Annotated in this window: 13 protein-coding genes; 5 read left to right on the top strand and 8 right to left on the bottom strand. The window is 73.3% G+C overall.

Annotated features, from left to right (window positions below):
* Positions 1-165: 165 nt before the first annotated feature.
* From ACFY8O_RS10165 to ACFY8O_RS10145, 5 genes are all read right to left on the bottom strand, one after another.
* Positions 166-1,386, bottom strand: a complete 1,221-nt coding sequence (locus ACFY8O_RS10165) for an MFS transporter (protein WP_387900477.1) — start codon at positions 1,384-1,386, stop codon at positions 166-168.
* A gap of 177 nt (positions 1,387-1,563) precedes the next feature.
* Positions 1,564-2,751, bottom strand: a complete 1,188-nt coding sequence (locus ACFY8O_RS10160) for a Cmx/CmrA family chloramphenicol efflux MFS transporter (RefSeq protein ID WP_387900475.1) — start codon at positions 2,749-2,751, stop codon at positions 1,564-1,566.
* Between the two features lie 395 nt (positions 2,752-3,146).
* Positions 3,147-4,178 carry an endonuclease/exonuclease/phosphatase family protein gene (locus ACFY8O_RS10155; RefSeq protein ID WP_387900473.1) on the bottom strand — a complete coding sequence of 344 codons (1,032 nt, stop codon included), beginning with the start codon at positions 4,176-4,178 and terminating at the stop codon, positions 3,147-3,149.
* Between the two features lie 156 nt (positions 4,179-4,334).
* Complete coding sequence (locus tag ACFY8O_RS10150; RefSeq protein WP_387900471.1) at positions 4,335-5,060, bottom strand: TetR/AcrR family transcriptional regulator; 726 nt, start codon at positions 5,058-5,060, stop codon at positions 4,335-4,337.
* A 96-nt stretch (positions 5,061-5,156) separates the two neighbouring features.
* The gene (locus ACFY8O_RS10145; RefSeq protein ID WP_387900469.1) at positions 5,157-6,764 is read right to left on the bottom strand and encodes an MFS transporter; all 1,608 of its coding nucleotides are present in this window, start codon (positions 6,762-6,764) and stop codon (positions 5,157-5,159) included.
* A gap of 199 nt (positions 6,765-6,963) precedes the next feature.
* Here ACFY8O_RS10145 and panB point away from each other — a divergent pair, with 199 nt between their 5' ends.
* The 3 genes from panB (at position 6,964) to ACFY8O_RS10130 (ending at position 9,838) form a co-directional block, all read left to right on the top strand.
* Complete coding sequence (gene panB, locus ACFY8O_RS10140; RefSeq protein ID WP_387900467.1) at positions 6,964-7,851, top strand: 3-methyl-2-oxobutanoate hydroxymethyltransferase; 888 nt, start codon at positions 6,964-6,966, stop codon at positions 7,849-7,851.
* Positions 7,852-7,961: 110 nt separating this feature from the next.
* Positions 7,962-8,984 carry an ATP-binding cassette domain-containing protein gene (locus ACFY8O_RS10135; RefSeq protein WP_387901083.1) on the top strand — a complete coding sequence of 341 codons (1,023 nt, stop codon included), beginning with the start codon at positions 7,962-7,964 and terminating at the stop codon, positions 8,982-8,984.
* On the top strand, positions 8,981-9,838 hold the full coding sequence (locus tag ACFY8O_RS10130) for an ABC transporter permease (RefSeq protein WP_145801864.1): 858 nt from the start codon (positions 8,981-8,983) through the stop codon (positions 9,836-9,838). The genes ACFY8O_RS10135 and ACFY8O_RS10130 overlap by 4 nt, the downstream gene beginning before the upstream one ends.
* Positions 9,839-9,892: 54 nt before the next feature.
* On the opposite strand, the gene ACFY8O_RS10125 is transcribed toward ACFY8O_RS10130, so the two are convergent.
* Positions 9,893-13,225, bottom strand: a complete 3,333-nt coding sequence (locus ACFY8O_RS10125; protein WP_387900464.1) for a BTAD domain-containing putative transcriptional regulator — start codon at positions 13,223-13,225, stop codon at positions 9,893-9,895.
* Between the two features lie 136 nt (positions 13,226-13,361).
* Here ACFY8O_RS10125 and ACFY8O_RS10120 point away from each other — a divergent pair, with 136 nt between their 5' ends.
* Complete coding sequence (locus ACFY8O_RS10120; RefSeq protein WP_145801860.1) at positions 13,362-14,174, top strand: site-2 protease family protein; 813 nt, start codon at positions 13,362-13,364, stop codon at positions 14,172-14,174.
* Here the strand turns inward: ACFY8O_RS10120 and ACFY8O_RS10115 are convergent.
* Together ACFY8O_RS10115 and npdG are read right to left on the bottom strand one after the other, a co-directional pair.
* Positions 14,171-14,359: a hypothetical protein gene (locus tag ACFY8O_RS10115; protein ID WP_145801859.1), complete on the bottom strand. Its 189-nt coding sequence runs from the start codon at positions 14,357-14,359 to the stop codon at positions 14,171-14,173. The two genes, ACFY8O_RS10120 and ACFY8O_RS10115, sit on opposite strands and share 4 nt — an antisense overlap.
* An 82-nt stretch (positions 14,360-14,441) precedes the next feature.
* Entirely contained in the window at positions 14,442-15,152 is a 711-nt protein-coding gene (npdG, locus tag ACFY8O_RS10110) for an NADPH-dependent F420 reductase (RefSeq protein WP_145801857.1), read from the bottom strand.
* Between the two features lie 203 nt (positions 15,153-15,355).
* Between npdG and ACFY8O_RS10105 the strand changes: the two genes are divergently transcribed.
* Positions 15,356-15,958: a hypothetical protein gene (locus ACFY8O_RS10105; RefSeq protein ID WP_145801855.1), complete on the top strand. Its 603-nt coding sequence runs from the start codon at positions 15,356-15,358 to the stop codon at positions 15,956-15,958.
* Positions 15,959-15,973 lie beyond the last annotated feature (15 nt).

Here is a 15,973-nt window from a genome sequence, read left to right as displayed (position 1 = left end):
GGGGGGGGGGGCGGGGGGGGGGGGCCGGGGCCGGGGGGGGGGGGCGGGGGGGGGCGGGGGGGGGGGGGCCCCGGGGGGCCGGGGGGGGGGGGGGGGGGGGGGGGCGCGGGGCGCGCCCCCCCACCCGCCCGCCGTCCTGATCCGGGGCCCGCCGGACCGGACGGTTCAGGCCTGGGAGGTGCGTGCCTGCGCGTACTCGCGCGTCTCGGCCCCGGTGCCGGACGCCACGACCCGCGAGACGCCCGGGCTCCGGTCCAGGGCACCCGCCGTGACCGCCACGGCGAGGCCGGCCACGGCCAGCACCGCGCCGACCAGGGCCGGGGACGTCCAGCCCCAGCCGGCCGCGATGGCGACCCCGCCGAGCCAGGCCCCGCCGGCGTTGGCGAGGTTGAAGGCGGAGTGGTTGGAGGCGGACGCCAGCGTGGGCGCGTCCTTGGCCTTCTGCATCACGAGCATCTGGAGCGGCGTCGTCGTCATGAAGCCGATGCCGCCGAGCAGCACGACCATGACCAGGGCCGCCCACTGCACGTGCGCGGTGAACGGGAAGATCACGAGGACGATCGCCAGGGCCCCGAGGGACCCGTAGAGGGTGGGGCGCAGCGCCCGGTCGGTCAGCGGTCCCGCGGCCAGCGCGCCGAGCGTCATCCCGATACCGAAGAGCGCCAGGACGAGCGTCACGGAGGACTCACCGAAGCCCATCGCCTCGGTCGTCATGGAGGAGAGGTAGGAGTAGACAGCGAAGACACCCGCGAAGCCGAGGACGGCGGTGAGCAGGCCGAGGACGACCTGCCGGTTTCCGAGGGCGCCCAGCTCGCGGCGGACGTTCTGGTGCGCCTCGACGGGAATCTGCGGCACGAGGCGGGCGAGCGCGGCCATCGCGAACAGCCCGATCACCGCGACCACCATGAACGTGGCGCGCCAGCCGAGGTGCTGGCCGAGCAGGGTGGCCGCCGGTACACCGACGATGTTGGCGACGGTCAGGCCGAGGAACATCGTGGCGACGGCCCGGGCCTGGCGCCCGTCCGGCACGAGGCGGGCGGCGACGACCGCGCCGACGCCGAAGAACGCGCCGTGCGGCAGACCGGCCAGGACACGGCCGGCGAGCAGCCAGCCGAAGTCGGGCGCGAAGGCGGAGGCGAGGTTGCCGACGGTGAAGAGGGCCATCAGCAGGAGGAGCATCCGCTTGCGCGGAATCCTGGAGCCGAGACCGGTGAGCAGCGGGGCACCGAGGACGACGCCGATCGCGTACGCCGAGACGAGATAACCGGCGGTGGGCACGGACGTTCCCAGATCGTCCGCGACGTTGGGCAGCAGGCCCATCATCACGAACTCGGTGGTGCCGATGCCGAAGGCGCTCACAGCGAGGGCGAGCAGGGCCAGGGGCATGGAAGGACCTTTCGGGCAGGGGCCTCCCGGGCCGAAGGGGCCGGGCGGCGGTGGGTTCATGTGCGGGAGCGTCGGCTTCATTGCCGGGACGGGTTATGTATCCCGTCGGAACAAAGTCTCTCAGACGTTTTATGCCCGGACGTGAACATGCCGTTGCGCGGGGGTGTGATGTGGGCGTCACTCGGCGGCTGCGCCCGCCCCGGGGCGGGCGGCGGGGGCAGGTCGCGAGGAGAGCGAGAGCATCCACGCGCCCGCGAGGGCGGCGCACATCAGCACGGCGCTCACCCAGACCGGGGCACGGAAGCCGAGTCCCGCGCCGAGGGCCAGACCGCCCAGCCAAGGTCCCGCCGCCGCACCGACGTTGAAGGCGGCCGTGGCGTAGGAACCCGCCATCGTGGGGGCGTCGGGGGCGAGGTGGAAGACCCGCGTGATGAGCGTCGTCCCCGTACCGAAGGCCAATGCCCCCTGAAGCAGGACCAGGGCGAGGGCGGCGACCGGGTGGGCGGCGGTCAGGGCGAGGGCCGCCCAGCCGAGGGCCAGCGCGGCCGTGCCGAGGGCGGCGACCACGTCCGGGCGGGCGTCGGCCAGGCGTCCGGCCAGGGTGACGCCCGCGAACGAACCGGCGCCGAACAGCGCGAGCACCAGGGGTACCCACCCCGGGCCGAACCCGGTGACCCGGGTGACGAGCGGTTCCAGATAGGAGAAGGTGCAGAACGTCGCGCCCTGTACGAGCGCCATGACCAGCAGGGTCAGCAGCAGCCGGGGCCGGGCCAGGGCGCGCAGTTCGCTCCTCGCGCTCACCTGCGGCACGCCGTCGGCCCGGCCGCCCGGGACCGCGGCCGAGAGCGCGAGCGCCGCCGGCACGGAGACGAGGGCGACGGCCCAGAACGCCGAGCGCCAGCCCCAGAGTTCACCGAGCGCGGCACCGGCCGGGACGCCCACCACACAGGCCACGGTGACCCCGCCGACGACGACGGCGGTGGCGCGTGCGCGTCGCTGCGGGCCGGCCAGGTCCAGCGCGGTGACGAGTGCGACCGCCCAGAAGCCGGCGTTGGCCAGCGCCCCGGCCACCCGGGTGGCGAGCAGCACCCCGTAACTGTCGGTCAGGGCTCCGGCGACGTGCACGGCGACGAAGACGCCGAGGAGGAGGAGCAGCGCCCGGCGGCGGGGCCAGGCGCGGCCCGCCAGGGCGGTGAGCGGCGCGCCGATCACCATCCCGACGGCGAAGGCCGAGGTGAGCAGCCCGGCGGCGCCCAGTGAGACGTGAAGGTCTCCGGCGATGCCCGAGAGCAGGCCGGACAGCATGAACTCCGATGTGCCCTGGGCGAAGACGGCCAGCCCGAGCACGTACACAGCGAATGGCATGAGAAGGAACCCCTTGTACGGAACCGTCGGTGAGCGAGCGGTGTGCAGGGGATGCGGGCCGCGGCCCGTCGTCACGCGCCGGAGCGCGCGGACGGCGACACGGGGGAACGCCCGGTGTGCTCACGGGACATGAGGGTCGGCCCACACCGCCGGGGAGGATCCGGCGGTGCCGACGGCGCGACGGGGGAAGCCGGGTGACCGCTGGGGTCAGAGGCTTTCGGCGTCACGGAGCGGCCACCGGCGGACCGGCGGCCTGAGTCTGTCGGACTCGGGGCTGGACATGGCGCGAGCCTATCCGGTGCGGTCCCGCACGCGGCAACTCGATTACCGGCCGTGCGCGGGGCACCCGGCTCCGAGCCGTACGCGGACCGGCGCTTGCCGATCCGTGCGCTTGGTCACCCGGCTCCGAGCCGTACGCGGGCCGCGACCGGGAGGTGGTCGCTGTCGGTGGCGGGGAGGGTCCAGGAGGCCATGGGCTCGACGCCCCTGACCATGATCTGGTCGATCCGCGCCATCGGGGACGACGCGGGCCAGCTGAAGCCGAAGCCGTCGCCCGCCGCACCCTGGGTGGAGCGCATCTGGGCGGTGACGGCGTTCAGCGAGCGGTCGTTCATGGTGCCGTTCAGGTCGCCGAGCAGGACCACCCGCTCCAGCGGTTCGTCCGCGATGGCCTCGCCCAGCGCGTCCGCGCTGTCGTCCCGCTGGTTGGCGGTGAAGCCCGCGTTCAGCTTGACCCGCACCGACGGGAGATGGGCGACGTACACCTTCACCGGGCCCTCGGGGGTGGTGACCGTGGCGCGCATCGCACGGGTCCAGCCCAGCTTGATGTCGACGGGGTGGGAGTCCGTCACCGGGTACTTGCTCCACAGGCCCACGGTGCCCTGCACCGAGTGGTGCGGGTAGCGGTCGGCGAGGGCGTCCTCGTACGCCGCGACCTTGCCGCTCGGGAGCTCCTGGAGGGCCACGACGTCCGCGTCGGAGCCCGCGACCTGCTGCGCGGTGCCCGCGGGGTCGGGGTTGCCCGCGTTGACGTTGTGGGTGGCGACGGTGAAGTCGCCACCGGTGCCCGACTTGTCGGCGAACAGGAGTCCGCCGAAGAGGTTGAGCCAGACCGCGACCGGGAGGGTCAGGGCGATCAGCGCGGTGGCGGAGCGCCGTACCAGCCCCAGGACCAGGAGCAGCGGGAGGAGGACACCGAACCAGGGCAGGAAGGTCTCGATGAGGCTGCCCAGGTTGCCGATGGCGTTCGGGATCTCCGCGTGGAAGACCATCACGAGGGTCAGCAGGACCGAGCAGAGGGCGAGGATGATCCCGCGCCGCCAGATGCCCCGGTCCGAGGTCAGTCTGCGGCGCAGGGCCTGGAGACGGGTGTCCGGCCGCGGACCCACGCCGGCGTTCTCGGTGTCCGCCCTGTACGCCTGCACCATTGCGCTCGTCCTCACTGCCTTGCCGTACACATCACCGCGCCTCACGACCCTAGGCGATGGGTGACGTCATTCCCGCCGTCGACGACGGCCGTACTGCCATCAGGACGAAGGAAGGGGCGTGGCGGGTTCCGGAGGGTGAGCCTTGTAACAGAACGATCACACGGGGGTGGCGGCCGGCCCCTCGGCCGTGACCGGCTGTTCCGCGGGCCGGGGCGCGAGGCCCTGGAGGAGGGTCCCGATGATGCGGTCGGCGAGGTCCTCCGGCAGGGGCGCCTCGGGACGGTGGACGGTGCGCACGAGCATCGGCCCGAGGAACAGGTCGTCCATGAGCTCGACGTCGAGGTCGTCGCGGAGCTCGCCCGCCTCCACCGCCCGCCGGACGGCGGCCAGCATCGCGACACGGCGGGGTGCGATGACGGTGGCCTGGTACTCGGTCCACAGCCGGGGGTGCTTCTTCATCTGCACGAAGACGTTGTGCAGCAGGGCGGAGGACCGCTGCGCGAGGCCGCGCGTGCGCATGGACTCCAGCAGCACGCGCAGGTCGTCCAGGCCCGCGCTGCCGGAGACGGTCGGGTCGGCGGGCTCGATGGCGCGCAGGACGTCGACGAAGAGCTCCTCCTTGCCGCTCCAGCGGCGGTAGATGGTGGCCTTGCCCACCCCCGCGGTACGGGCGATCCGCTCGATGGAGAGCCCGTCGAGGGTCTCCCCCGCCTCCAGCAGCTGGACGACGGCGTCCAGGATCGCCCGTTCCACGGCCGCGCTGCGGGGGCGCCCCCGGCGGGGCTCCGCGTCGTGGCAGGGCGGGGCCGCCGGACCCCCGGCCGGGTCCGGTGCCGGGCCCCCGGCCTCGTCCCGCGCCGGGTTCTGTGCCGCCTGCCGCACGTGGGCCGCCTCTCGCTGCGCTCTCCGCCGTTCGTCGTTCGCCGTCCCTCCGATTCTCGCCGACCGGTGGGGGCCGGGGCGAACGGCGGGTCCGGGTCAGCTCTGGTGCACCGGCTCCTCGGCCGGGGCCCCGCCGGGCACCGGTCCGGGCCGTTCCGGTTGCCGGCCCGGGAGGAAGGCGGCCACCACCGCGGCGCCGATCAGGGCGACCGCGGCCGAGCCGAGCGCGGTGACGTGCATCGCGCCGATGAAGGCGTCGTTCGCCGCCGCGACCAGCGGCCTGCCCGCCGCGCCCAGCTTCTCCGCGACGCCGAGGGTGGCTTCGATGGACTCGCCCGCGACGTCCCGCGCACCGGCCGGTACGGCGCCGAGGTGGCCCTCGATGTCGCCCCGGTAGACCGTGGAGAGCACCGAGCCGAGCACGGCGATGCCGAGCGCCCCGCCCACCTGGCGGAACGTGTTGTTGATCGCGGAGCCCGAGCCGGCCCGCTCGCGGGGAAGGGCCTGCATCACGGCGACGGTGACCGGCGGCATGATGTGCGCCATGCCGGTGCCCTGGACGAAGAAGACCAGGCACAGCACCCACAGCGGGGTGTCCACGTCGAACAGGGCGAAGGCGGCGAGGCCCGCGGCGACGAGCAGCATGCCGACGGTGCACACCGCGCGGGCGCCGAAGCGGTCCACGACCAGGCGGGCGCGGGGCGCGAAGATCATCTGGGCGGCGGCGAGCGGCAGGATCAGCAGCCCCGACTCCAGTGCGGTGTAACCCCGCACGCTCTGGAGGTAGAAGGCGGAGAAGAACGTGACACCCATCAGCGCGAAGAAGACCAGCGCGATGGCCGCGACGGCGGCGGAGAAGGCCGGCTTCCTGAAGTAGGAGATGTCGATCGACGGGTGGGTGCTGCGCTTCTCGTGCCAGACGAAGGCGGTCAGGACCAGCAGGCCGCCGATCAGCGGTGCCAGGACGGTGACGTCGGTGAAGGAGGCGAGTTCGCCGCCGCGGATGATGCCGTAGACCAGCAGGACCAGGCCGACGATGGACAGGACGACGCCGAGCGGGTCGACCCGGCCGGGTGCGGGGTCCTTGGAGTCGGGCACCAGCACGGCCATGGCGACGAGGGCGACGACCACCACGGGCACGTTGACCAGGAAGATCGAGCCCCACCAGAAGTGTTCGAGGAGCACCCCGCCGGTGATCGGGCCGATCGCGATGCCGAGGCCGACGCTGCCGGCCCAGATGCCGATCGCCTTGGGCTGCTCGTCGCGCTCGAAGACGTTCATGAGGACCGCGAGGGTGGCGGGCATCACGAACGCCGCACCGAAGCCCATCAGCGCGCGCCAGGTGATGAGTTCACCGGGCGTGGTGGAGAGCGCGGCGAGGCCGGAGCCGACACCGAAGACGAGGATGCCGGCCAGCAGGACCTTCTTGCGGCCGATGCGGTCGCCCAGCAGTCCCGCGGTGAACAGCAGCCCGGCGAAGACGAGCGTGTAGGAGTTGATCGCCCACTCGAGCTCGCTCTGGGTGGCGCCGATACCCGTCGGCGCGGGGCTGGCGATCGTCTTGACCGCGACGTTCAGGATCGAGTTGTCCAGGACGACGATGAGCAGGCTGAACATGAGGACGCCGAGGATGGCCCAGCGGCGGCGGTGGACCGCCTCCGGGACGCGTGGCGCGGCGGCGGGAGCGCCGGACGGTATGGACATGGCGACAACTCTAGACGCCTTCCAATACGAGACCGTCTCGTATTGGAAAGACTTTACCCGGTCGCCCTCCACCGTTCACCGGACGCCGTTCGCCCGCCGCCGGTGGGCCCACTTCACGGGAACGGCCGCGGGATGCCACCATGGAAGGGATCCGGGGACGCCGTCAGGGCGCCTCGAGATGACGAAGGAGCCGTTGGCCATGTCGCTTCAGGCTGCGCAGAACCAGTCCGCCACTCCCCCCGCGGGCCCCACTCCCGGTACGGGCAAGGCCCTGTACGGGGGCAAGAGCACCCGTCGCATCAGCGTCCACGACATCGCCGCCGCCACCGAGCGCGGCGAGAAGTGGCCCATGCTGACCGCCTACGACGCGATGACCGCGTCCGTCTTCGACGAGGCCGGCATCCCGGTCATGCTCGTCGGCGACTCGATGGGCAACTGCCACCTCGGATACGAGACCACCGTGCCCGTCACGATGGACGAGATGACCGTGCTCTCGGCCGCCGTCGTACGGGGCACCAAGCGCGCCCTCATCGTGGCCGACCTGCCCTTCGGGGCGTACCAGGAGGGCCCGGTCCAGGCGCTGCGCAACGCCACCCGGCTGATCAAGGACGCCGGCGTCGGCGCGGTCAAGCTGGAGGGCGGGGAGCGTTCGCACGAGCAGATCAGGCTGCTGGTGGAGGCGGGCATCCCGGTCATGGGCCACATCGGCCTGACCCCGCAGTCCGTCAACGCGATGGGGTACCGGGTGCAGGGCCGTGGCGAGGAGGCCGCGCAGCAGCTGCTGCGCGACGCGAAGGCGGTGCAGGACGCGGGCGCGTTCGCCGTCGTCCTGGAGCTCGTACCGGCCGAACTGGCCGCCGAGGTGACCCGCACCCTGCACATCCCGACCGTCGGCATCGGCGCCGGGCCGGAGACGGACGCCCAGGTGCTCGTCTACACCGACATGGTCGGGCTGACCGGCGGCAAGGTGCCGCGCTTCACCAAGCAGTACACGAACCTGCGTCAGGTGATGACCGACGCCGCCAGGGCGTACGCCGAAGAGGTCGTCGGCGGCACGTTCCCCGCGGCGGAGCACACCTTCCACTGACGCACCGCTGACCACTGCCGCACCACCGACAGCCCGCCGACTTCCCCCATCGGCGGGCTGTCGCCTGCTGTCACCGACATGTCGGTGACTTGTCGGTGAGCGCTGGTCTGATGGGGTCCATGACGCGAAACGACAAGAACCTCATCAGGGGCGGCACCAACGCCGTCGAGGTACGGGGGCTGGTCAAGCACTACGGCACGACCAAGGCACTGGACGGCGTGGACCTCGACGTACGCGAGGGGACCGTCCTCGGCGTGCTCGGTCCCAACGGCGCCGGAAAGACCACGCTCGTACGCTGCCTGTCCACCCTGATCCAGCCCGACGCCGGGCACGCGGTCGTGGCGGGCTACGACGTGGTGAGGCAGCCGCGCCAGCTGCGCCGCACCATCGGCCTGACCGGGCAGTACGCCTCGGTCGACGAGAAGCTCTCCGGCTGGGAGAACCTCTACATGATCGGGCGCCTGCTCGACCTGCCGCGCAAGAAGGCCAGGGCCCGCGCCGACGAGCTGCTGGAGCGCTTCTCGCTCACCGGCGCGGCGAAGAAGGCCGCGATGGAGTACTCCGGCGGCATGCGGCGCCGGCTGGACCTCGCCGCGTCCATGATCGGCAGCCCGGCCGTCCTCTACCTGGACGAGCCGACCACGGGGCTCGACCCCCGCACCCGCAACGAGGTCTGGGACGAGGTGCAGCGGATGGTCGCGGAGGGGGCGACCGTGCTGCTCACCACCCAGTACATGGAGGAGGCGGAACAGCTCGCGAGCGAGCTCACCGTCATCGACCAGGGCAAGATCATCGCCCGGGGCGGGGTCGAGGAGCTCAAGGCCAAGGTCGGCGGACGCACCCTGCAGATCCGCCCCTCGGACCCGGCCGAGCTGGCCGCGATGGCACAGGCGCTGCGCGAGGCAGGTCTCGACGGCGTCGCGGGCGCCCAGGCGGTCCCGGACGAGGGTCTGCTCCACGTACCGATCCTCAGCGACGAGCAGCTGACCGCGGTCATCGGGCTGCTCGGCACCAGGGGCTTCTCCCTCGCCCACGTCGCCACCGCGCTGCCCAGCCTGGACGAGGTGTTCCTCGCCATCACGGGCGACAAGGCCACCGTCACCGACACGAACCCCCAGGAGGTCGCGGCATGAGCACGACGACTCTGACGCCCACCCCCACCGGCGCGGGCACGCCCGTCCCCTCCGCGAAGCTCCACGACGAGGGCCGGATCGGGCTGCGGAACAACCTGCGCCACATCGGGGCACTCGTACGGCGCAACCTGCTCCAGATCAAGAAGGATCCGGAGTCGATGTTCGACGCGCTCCTGATGCCGGTCATCTTCACGCTGCTCTTCGTGTACGTCTTCGGCGGCTCGGTGGGCGGCAGCATGGGAGGCGGCCGGCAGGAGTACCTCAACTACCTGATCCCCGGTCTGATGGCGATGATGGGCATGAACATCGCCATGGCGGTCGGTTCCGGCGTCAACGACGACTTCCGCAAGGGGGTCATGGACCGGTTCCGCACGATGCCGATCGCCCGCTCCTCGGTGCTCATCGCGAAGATCGTGGTCGAGCTCGGCCGGATGATGGTCGCCACGCTGATCCTGCTGGCCATGGGCTTCGGGCTCGGTATGGAGCTGCAGGAGCCGGTGCTCGGGCTGGTCGCCGCCATAGCACTGTCGGCCGCGTTCGGCGCCGCCATCATGTGGATCTTCATCCTGCTCGGACTGACCATGAAGACGGCCCAGGCCGTCCAGGGGATGGGGATGCTCGTGCTGATGCCGCTCCAGTTCGGTTCGTCCATCTTCGCGCCGACGCAGACCATGCCCGGGTGGCTCCAGACGTTCACCGACTACAACCCGCTGTCCAACCTGGCCGACGCCGCCCGCGCCCTGATGATGGGCGGCCCGCTCGCCCACTCGGTCTGGGTGACGCTCGGCTGGACCGTGGTCATCACCGGGGTGATGGCCCCGCTCGCGGTGGCCAAGTTCCGCAAGAAGTCCTGACGTCCCGGCCGCTTCCCCCGGGACCGGGCCGGCCGACGGCCCGGACCGGAGGCCCTAGGCGGGCGTGTACGGGTCCGTCAGGGCGGTGGCCTCCCCCAGGGTGAGGCCACCGCCTTCGGCGTACGCGGCTCCGTACACGTCGTCGTCGGCCACCTTCGCCCGCACAACGTCCACGGTCGCCGCGAGGTTCTCGCGCTCCAGCGCGGTCGGCACGTGCCCGGCCGGGACCAGCGCCCCGTGCAGGCCGAGGAGCATCGCCGCGTCCCTGCCGGAGCGTTCGCCGCCCAGTCCGGCCACGGCCCTGGCGAGCGTGACCAGATGGGCGGAGGCCATCTGGGGCGCCACCATCAGCGCCATCCGGTCCTGGGACCTCTCCAGCGCGGTGCGGGCACGGACCACGGCGTCGGCGTGGCGCCCGTCGGCGTTGTCCAGCCAGGCCAGCATGCCCTGGACGAAACCCGCGAAGATCGCCAGGGTCTCGGACCCGAAGTCCTCCAGCATGTCGTCCAGATGCTGCCGCGCCTCGGCGGTGCGGCCGGTCCGGCCCAGCCACTGGGCGAGGTAGAGCCGGGCCGCGGGCCGGGCCTCGTTCCCTGTCTTTCTGCCCTCGGCCAGCACCTCGCGCAGGATGCGCTCCCCCTCCTCGCCACGGTCGATCTCGCAGAGCGCCGAGGCGTAGCGGGCGCGCAGCAGCATGACCTGCGCCTGGGCGCCCAGCCGTTCCGCGTACGCGACGGCGGCACGGAAGTCCTCGGCTGCCGCCGCGCTGTCACCGGCGCGCTCGTTCGCCTCGCCCCGGGAGGAGTACGCCTCCGCGATGCCCCACGCGTCGCCGAGCCGGACGAAGATCTCCAGGCTCTCGTCGGCGTCCCGCAGGGCCTCTCCCGTCGAGATGGAGCTGTTGGCCAGCAGGTTGGCCCGCATCTGGAGGGCGGAGGCGAGCTCCCACGCGTAGCCGAGGTCCCGGCAGGTGCGGACCGTCTCGGCCGTGAGCTCGTACAGCTGCGCGGCGTCACCGGTGAAGATGATGGCGAACAGCCAGAGGGAACCGGGCATGCGGCAGGTCTGCGGCTGGCCCGCCCGGTACGTGGCGGCGATCGTGCGCAGCCGCGCCATCCCCCGTTCGGTGATCCAGTCGTCCGCCCCGTGGTCCAGGTTGGCCAGCTGGATCAGGCGCACCCCGCGCCGTGCCTCCTGGAGCAGCTCGGGCTCCATCGGCGGCGGCCGGTCGGTGCACCGTTCGAGCAGGGAGGGGACGGGCCCGGCCGGCCCGGCGAACGGGTCGGGGCCCAGGGAGGCCGTGGCCCCGGCCCAGTGCCTCGCCTCCGCGCGGAGGTCGCGCATGTGCCAGTACCAGGCCAGGGACAGCACGAGACAGAGCGCCTCGTGCTCGTCCCGGGCGGCCGTCGCCCGGCGCAGGGCGGTGCGCAGGTTCTCGTACTCGCGCTCGAACCGCTGGAGGGCGGCGAACTGCCCCGCACCACGGAGTTCGGGGTCGGTGGTACGGGCGAACTCCCGGTGGTACACCAGGTGCTGCCGTTCGGCCGCCGACCGCTCCCCCGCCTCGTCGAGGCGTTCCGCGGCGTACTCGGCGACGGTTTCGAGGAGTCGGTAGCGCATGTCCCCGTCGGCCTCGGGGGCCGCCACGACCAGGGACTTGTCGACCAGGGAGCCGAGCAGGGGCGCCACGTCGCGGGCGTCGACCGGGGTGGCACCGGGCAGGGAGCAGACCTCCTCGGCGGCGGCGATGGCACAGCCGCCGGCGAACACCGACAGGCGGCGCAGTACGGCGCGTTCGTCCTCGTCCAGGAGGTCCCACGACCAGTCGACGACCGCGCGCAGTGCCTGCTGGCGCGGGAGCAGGGTGCGGCTTCCGCCGGACAGCAGGCGGAAGCGGTCGTCGAGGCGGTCGGCGATCTGGCGCGGGCCGAGCATCCGCAGCCGGGCGGCGGCGAGCTCGATGGCGAGCGGCAGTCCGTCGAGCCGCCGGCAGATCTCGGCGCAGGCCGCCGCGGTGTCCTCGTCACCGTCCACCCGGAAACCGGGCCGGGCCGCGGCACCCCGGTCGGCCAGCAGGCGCAGGGCCACGGGGGCGGGCAGCGGGTCGACGGGGCGCACCAGTTCACCGGGGACGCCGAGCGGTTCGCGGCTGGTCGCCAGGACGGTGAGGCCGGGGCAGCGGGTGAGGAGGTGGTCGGCGAGCCGGGCGGCCGAGCCGATGACGTGCTCGCAGTTGTCGAGCAGCAGGAGCATGCGCCGTCGCGAGCAGTGCTCGGTGAGCCGGGCGACCGCGTCGTCCGCCCCGCCCTCGGAGATGCGCTCCACGGCGCGGAGCCCTTCGGCCCCGGCGCCCCGCAGCACCGTCTCGCGCGCGCCGAGCGCGCTGAGCACGGCCTCGGGGACCGCGTCCGGGTCGTCGACGGGGGCGAGCTCCGCCAGCCAGACGCCGTCCGGCCAGGAGGCGGAGACGGTCTCGGCGGCCTCCTGCGACAGCCGGGTCTTGCCCGCGCCACCCGGACCGAGCAGGGTGACCAGCCGCGCCCGGGTCAGGTCCTCCCCCAGGGCGGCGATGTCGGCCTCGCGCCCGACGAAGCTCGTGAGCCTGGCCCGCAGGTTGCCCTGGGGCGCCGGGCGTGGGGCGGGGCCGGGGGCCGCCGGGCCGGGCCCGTCCTCGTGGAGCAGTTCCTCGTGCAGGGCGCGCAGGGCGGAGCCGGGATCGGCTCCCAGCCGCTCGGCGAGGACGGTGCGGACCTCGTCGTAGGCGGCGAGCGCCTGGGCGGTGCGGCCGGCGTCTCGCAGCGCTCTGATCCGCAGGGCCTGGAGGGGCTCGTCCAGCGGGTGGTCCGCGCAGAGCCCCGCCAGTTCGGGCAGTGCCTCCTCGGCACGGCCGTGCGCGAGGACGGCCTCGATCCTGGCGCGGCGCGCGTCCAGGCGCAGCGCCTCCCAGCGGGCCGCGGCCACGGCGCGGTCGGGCAGGTCGGCGAGGGCGGGCCCCCGCCACAGGGCGAGCGCCTCGTCCAGGAGGGGGGCGGCCTTCACCGCGTCACCCCCGGCCATCGCCCGCACGCCCTCGCCCGCCAGACGCTCGAAGCGGTGCAGGTCCACGGTGTCCGGGTCGGCGTCGAGGCGGTAGCCGTTCTCCGCCGACACCACGGCCTCCCGCCCGAGTGCGCGCCTGAGCCGGCCCACCAGTGCCTGGAGGGCGCCGGGGGCGTCCGCGGGCGGGTCGCCGTCCCACACCTCGTCGACGAGCACCCCGGCCGGGACCGTGCGCCCCGGCCGCAGGGCAAGCACGGTGAGCAGGGCGCGCAGCCGCGCCCCGCCGAGGGCGACGGGCGTGCCGTCGGCGCGGAGGGCGCGGGTGGTACCGAGGATGCCGTAGTGCACGCGCCCATTGTCCGTGACGGCTCGCGGCGCCGTGGAACTACCACCCGCCCACGAGACGTTCTCGCCGTGCCACCCCGTAGCCTCGGGGGCTCGTCGCGATCCGCCGGCCACCGTCCAGTCCTCAGGAGTTCCCTCGATGACCACCGCGTTCCGCCGTCCCAGCGACCGGCGGGTCAGTCCGATCTTCCTGGGGATCGCCGCCGTCATGGCCGTCTCGGGCTGGGCGGTGTGGACGGACTTCGCCGAGCAGACCGGCTTCGCCGTCTTCCTCTTCGTCACGGCGGCCTGGATCGTCTCGCTCTGTCTCCACGAGTACGCGCACGCGCGCACCGCACTGCACAGCGGCGACATCTCGATCGAGGCGAAGGGCTATCTGACCCTCAACCCGCTCAAGTACACCCACGCCCTGCTGAGCATCGTGCTGCCCGTGCTGTTCGTGATCATGGGCGGTATCGGTCTGCCGGGCGGGGCCGTCTACATCGAGCGGGGCCGCATCAGGGGGCGCTGGAAGCACAGCCTGATCTCCGCGGCCGGGCCCCTGACGAACGTGCTGTTCGCCGTCGTCTGCACGGCGCCGTTCTGGCTGGGCGCGCTGGACGGTGTCCCGATCTCGTTCCGGCTCGCGCTCGCCTTCCTGGCGCTGCTCCAGGTGACTGCGGCGATCCTGAACTTCCTGCCGGTCCCCGGCCTCGACGGCTACGGGGTGATCGAGCCCTGGCTCTCGTACAGGATCCGCCGCCAGGTGGAGCCGTTCGCGCCGTTCGGGCTGCTCGCGGTCTTCGGGCTGCTGTGGATCCCCGAGGTCAACGGCGTGTTCTTCGACGCCGTTGACGCACTGCTGCGGGGCCTGGGCGTCAGTGAGGTCGAGACGTACTGCGGGCTCGACACCTACCGCTTCTGGCAGGAGTGGTTCGGCGACCAGGACCCGGGCTGCGCCCTGATCCGCTAGCGGGCTGCGGCCTCGGCGCGGGCCTCCGCCTTGTGCCGGCGCAGGTAGAACCAGGCCATGTTCGAGGAGAGCCCGGCGAGCAGCACCCACACGATGCCGAGGAAGCTGCCCTGGACGAACGAGACCACGGCCGCGGCGACGGCGAGGACGCAGACGACGAGGGAGTAGAGAGCGAGGCGGGGCATGAGGGCGGGTGCTCCTGTCCGGGGATGGTGCGCGGTCCTCCCCAGTGTCCCTCATGCCCGATTCGGCTCCGGGACGGGCTCCTCACACGTCGGTGGTGCGCAGCCCCGCGTGTGCCTTGTAGCGGCGGTTGACGGAGATCAGGTTCGCCACCAGCGACTCGACCTGGTGCGCGTTGCGCAGCCGGCCGGCGAAGACGCCGCGCATGCCGGGGATGCGGCTCGCGAGCGCCTGCACGGTGTCCGTGTCGGCACGCGCCTCTCCGAGCACCATGACGTCGGTGTCGATCTCCTCGATGGACTCGTCCTGGAGCAGCACCGCCGACAGGTGGTGGAAGGCGGCGGTCACGCGTGAGTCCGGGAGCAGGGCCGCGGCCTGCTCGGCGGCGCTGCCCTCCTCGGGCTTCAGGGCGTAGGCGCCCTTCTTGTCGAAGCCGAGCGGGTTGACGCAGTCGACGACGAGCTTGCCCGCGAGCTCCTCGCGCAGGGACTCCAGCGTCTTGGCGTGTCCGTCCCACGGCACCGCGACGATCACGATGTCGCTGCGGCGCGCGCACTCGGCGTTGTCCGCGCCCTCGACGCCGTGGCCGAGTTCGGCCGCCGCGGCCTCGGCCCGGTCCGCGGCGCGGGAGCCGATGACGACCTTCTGCCCGGCGCGGGCGAAGCGGTAGGCGAGACCCCGGCCCTGGGGACCGGTTCCGCCGAGCACGCCGACGGTCAGGCCGGACACGTCGGGCAGGTCCCACGGGTCCTTGGCGGGGGGCTTGGGCGCGCTGCCACTGTCATTCGTAGTCATGGCGCCGACCCTACTGCCAGGTAAAGAACGCGTCCCCGAAGCCGAGCACGGTGCGACGAGCGTCACGGCGGCCGGCACCCCCGCGGAGCCCGCCGGCGTGCGAACCGTGCGTGCCGCGCAAGCCCCGTCGCCGTACTTCCCGTTCGGGTGGATTACGGCGATCGGGCAGCCGCGGGGGCACGGCCGGGGCATGATGCCGGGCCATGGATGCCGTACGAGTCGCCCTGCTGCGTGAGGTCCTCGCGGGGACGGAGTGGCCCGCCGCGGCCAGGGGCTTCGCCCGGACCCTGCGGTCGTCGGTGGTCCCGCGGGGCGGAGGGCTGCTGCTGGTGGGGACCGAGGTCTACGAGCCGTGGCACATGGCCGCCCACCTGGTCGACGAGTCCACCTGGTCGGGACTCCCGCAGCTGCGGCCCACGCTCGTACGCCACCGGGTGGAGCCGGACGACCCGGTGCACCTGGCCGTCGGCCTGGGCCGCATCGAGGCGGCCGGGCGCGGCGAGACGCTGCTGGTGGTCGCGCCGGAGCGGCCGGACGGCGGGCTGCTGGAGCGCGTGCACGACGCACGCCGGGCGGGGGCGACCGTGCTGTCGCTGGACGGCGGCGATCCGGAGGTGCGGGGCCTCGCGCACGAGGCGCTGACGGTGACCGCCGACGACGAGGTGGATCTGGACACCGTCCAGCACCTCGTCAGCGCGGCGGCCGGCGAGAACGGCGCCCCGGCCCCCCGGGGCCGCCGGACGTTCCGCGACCGGCTCTCCCGCCTCGCCGACCAGCTGACGGCCCCGCCGCCGGCCCGCTGGTGAGGTGCCGGGGCCACC

It is taken from the genome of Streptomyces argenteolus (assembly GCF_042902585.1).
In the GTDB taxonomy this organism is placed as follows: domain Bacteria; phylum Actinomycetota; class Actinomycetes; order Streptomycetales; family Streptomycetaceae; genus Streptomyces; species Streptomyces argenteolus.
The sequence above is the reverse complement of the archived record's forward strand: the minus strand, read 5'-3'. Positions and strand labels throughout refer to the sequence as shown.

Excerpts from the sequence above, each read along its gene's own strand:
- ACFY8O_RS10105 (WP_145801855.1), top strand. The coding sequence starts at position 15,356 with ATGGATGCCGTACGAGTCGCCCTGCTGCGTGAGGTCCTCGCGGGGACG.
- ACFY8O_RS10115 (WP_145801859.1), bottom strand. The coding sequence starts at position 14,359 with ATGCCCCGCCTCGCTCTCTACTCCCTCGTCGTCTGCGTCCTCGCCGTC.
- ACFY8O_RS10135 (WP_387901083.1), top strand. The coding sequence starts at position 7,962 with ATGGGGTCCATGACGCGAAACGACAAGAACCTCATCAGGGGCGGCACC.
- ACFY8O_RS10165 (WP_387900477.1), bottom strand. The coding sequence starts at position 1,386 with ATGCCCCTGGCCCTGCTCGCCCTCGCTGTGAGCGCCTTCGGCATCGGC.
- npdG (WP_145801857.1), bottom strand. The coding sequence starts at position 15,152 with ATGACTACGAATGACAGTGGCAGCGCGCCCAAGCCCCCCGCCAAGGAC.
- panB (WP_387900467.1), top strand. The coding sequence starts at position 6,964 with ATGTCGCTTCAGGCTGCGCAGAACCAGTCCGCCACTCCCCCCGCGGGC.
- ACFY8O_RS10120 (WP_145801860.1), top strand. The coding sequence starts at position 13,362 with ATGACCACCGCGTTCCGCCGTCCCAGCGACCGGCGGGTCAGTCCGATC.
- ACFY8O_RS10160 (WP_387900475.1), bottom strand. The coding sequence starts at position 2,751 with ATGCCATTCGCTGTGTACGTGCTCGGGCTGGCCGTCTTCGCCCAGGGC.
- ACFY8O_RS10155 (WP_387900473.1), bottom strand. The coding sequence starts at position 4,178 with ATGGTGCAGGCGTACAGGGCGGACACCGAGAACGCCGGCGTGGGTCCG.
- ACFY8O_RS10145 (WP_387900469.1), bottom strand. The coding sequence starts at position 6,764 with ATGTCCATACCGTCCGGCGCTCCCGCCGCCGCGCCACGCGTCCCGGAG.
- ACFY8O_RS10130 (WP_145801864.1), top strand. The coding sequence starts at position 8,981 with ATGAGCACGACGACTCTGACGCCCACCCCCACCGGCGCGGGCACGCCC.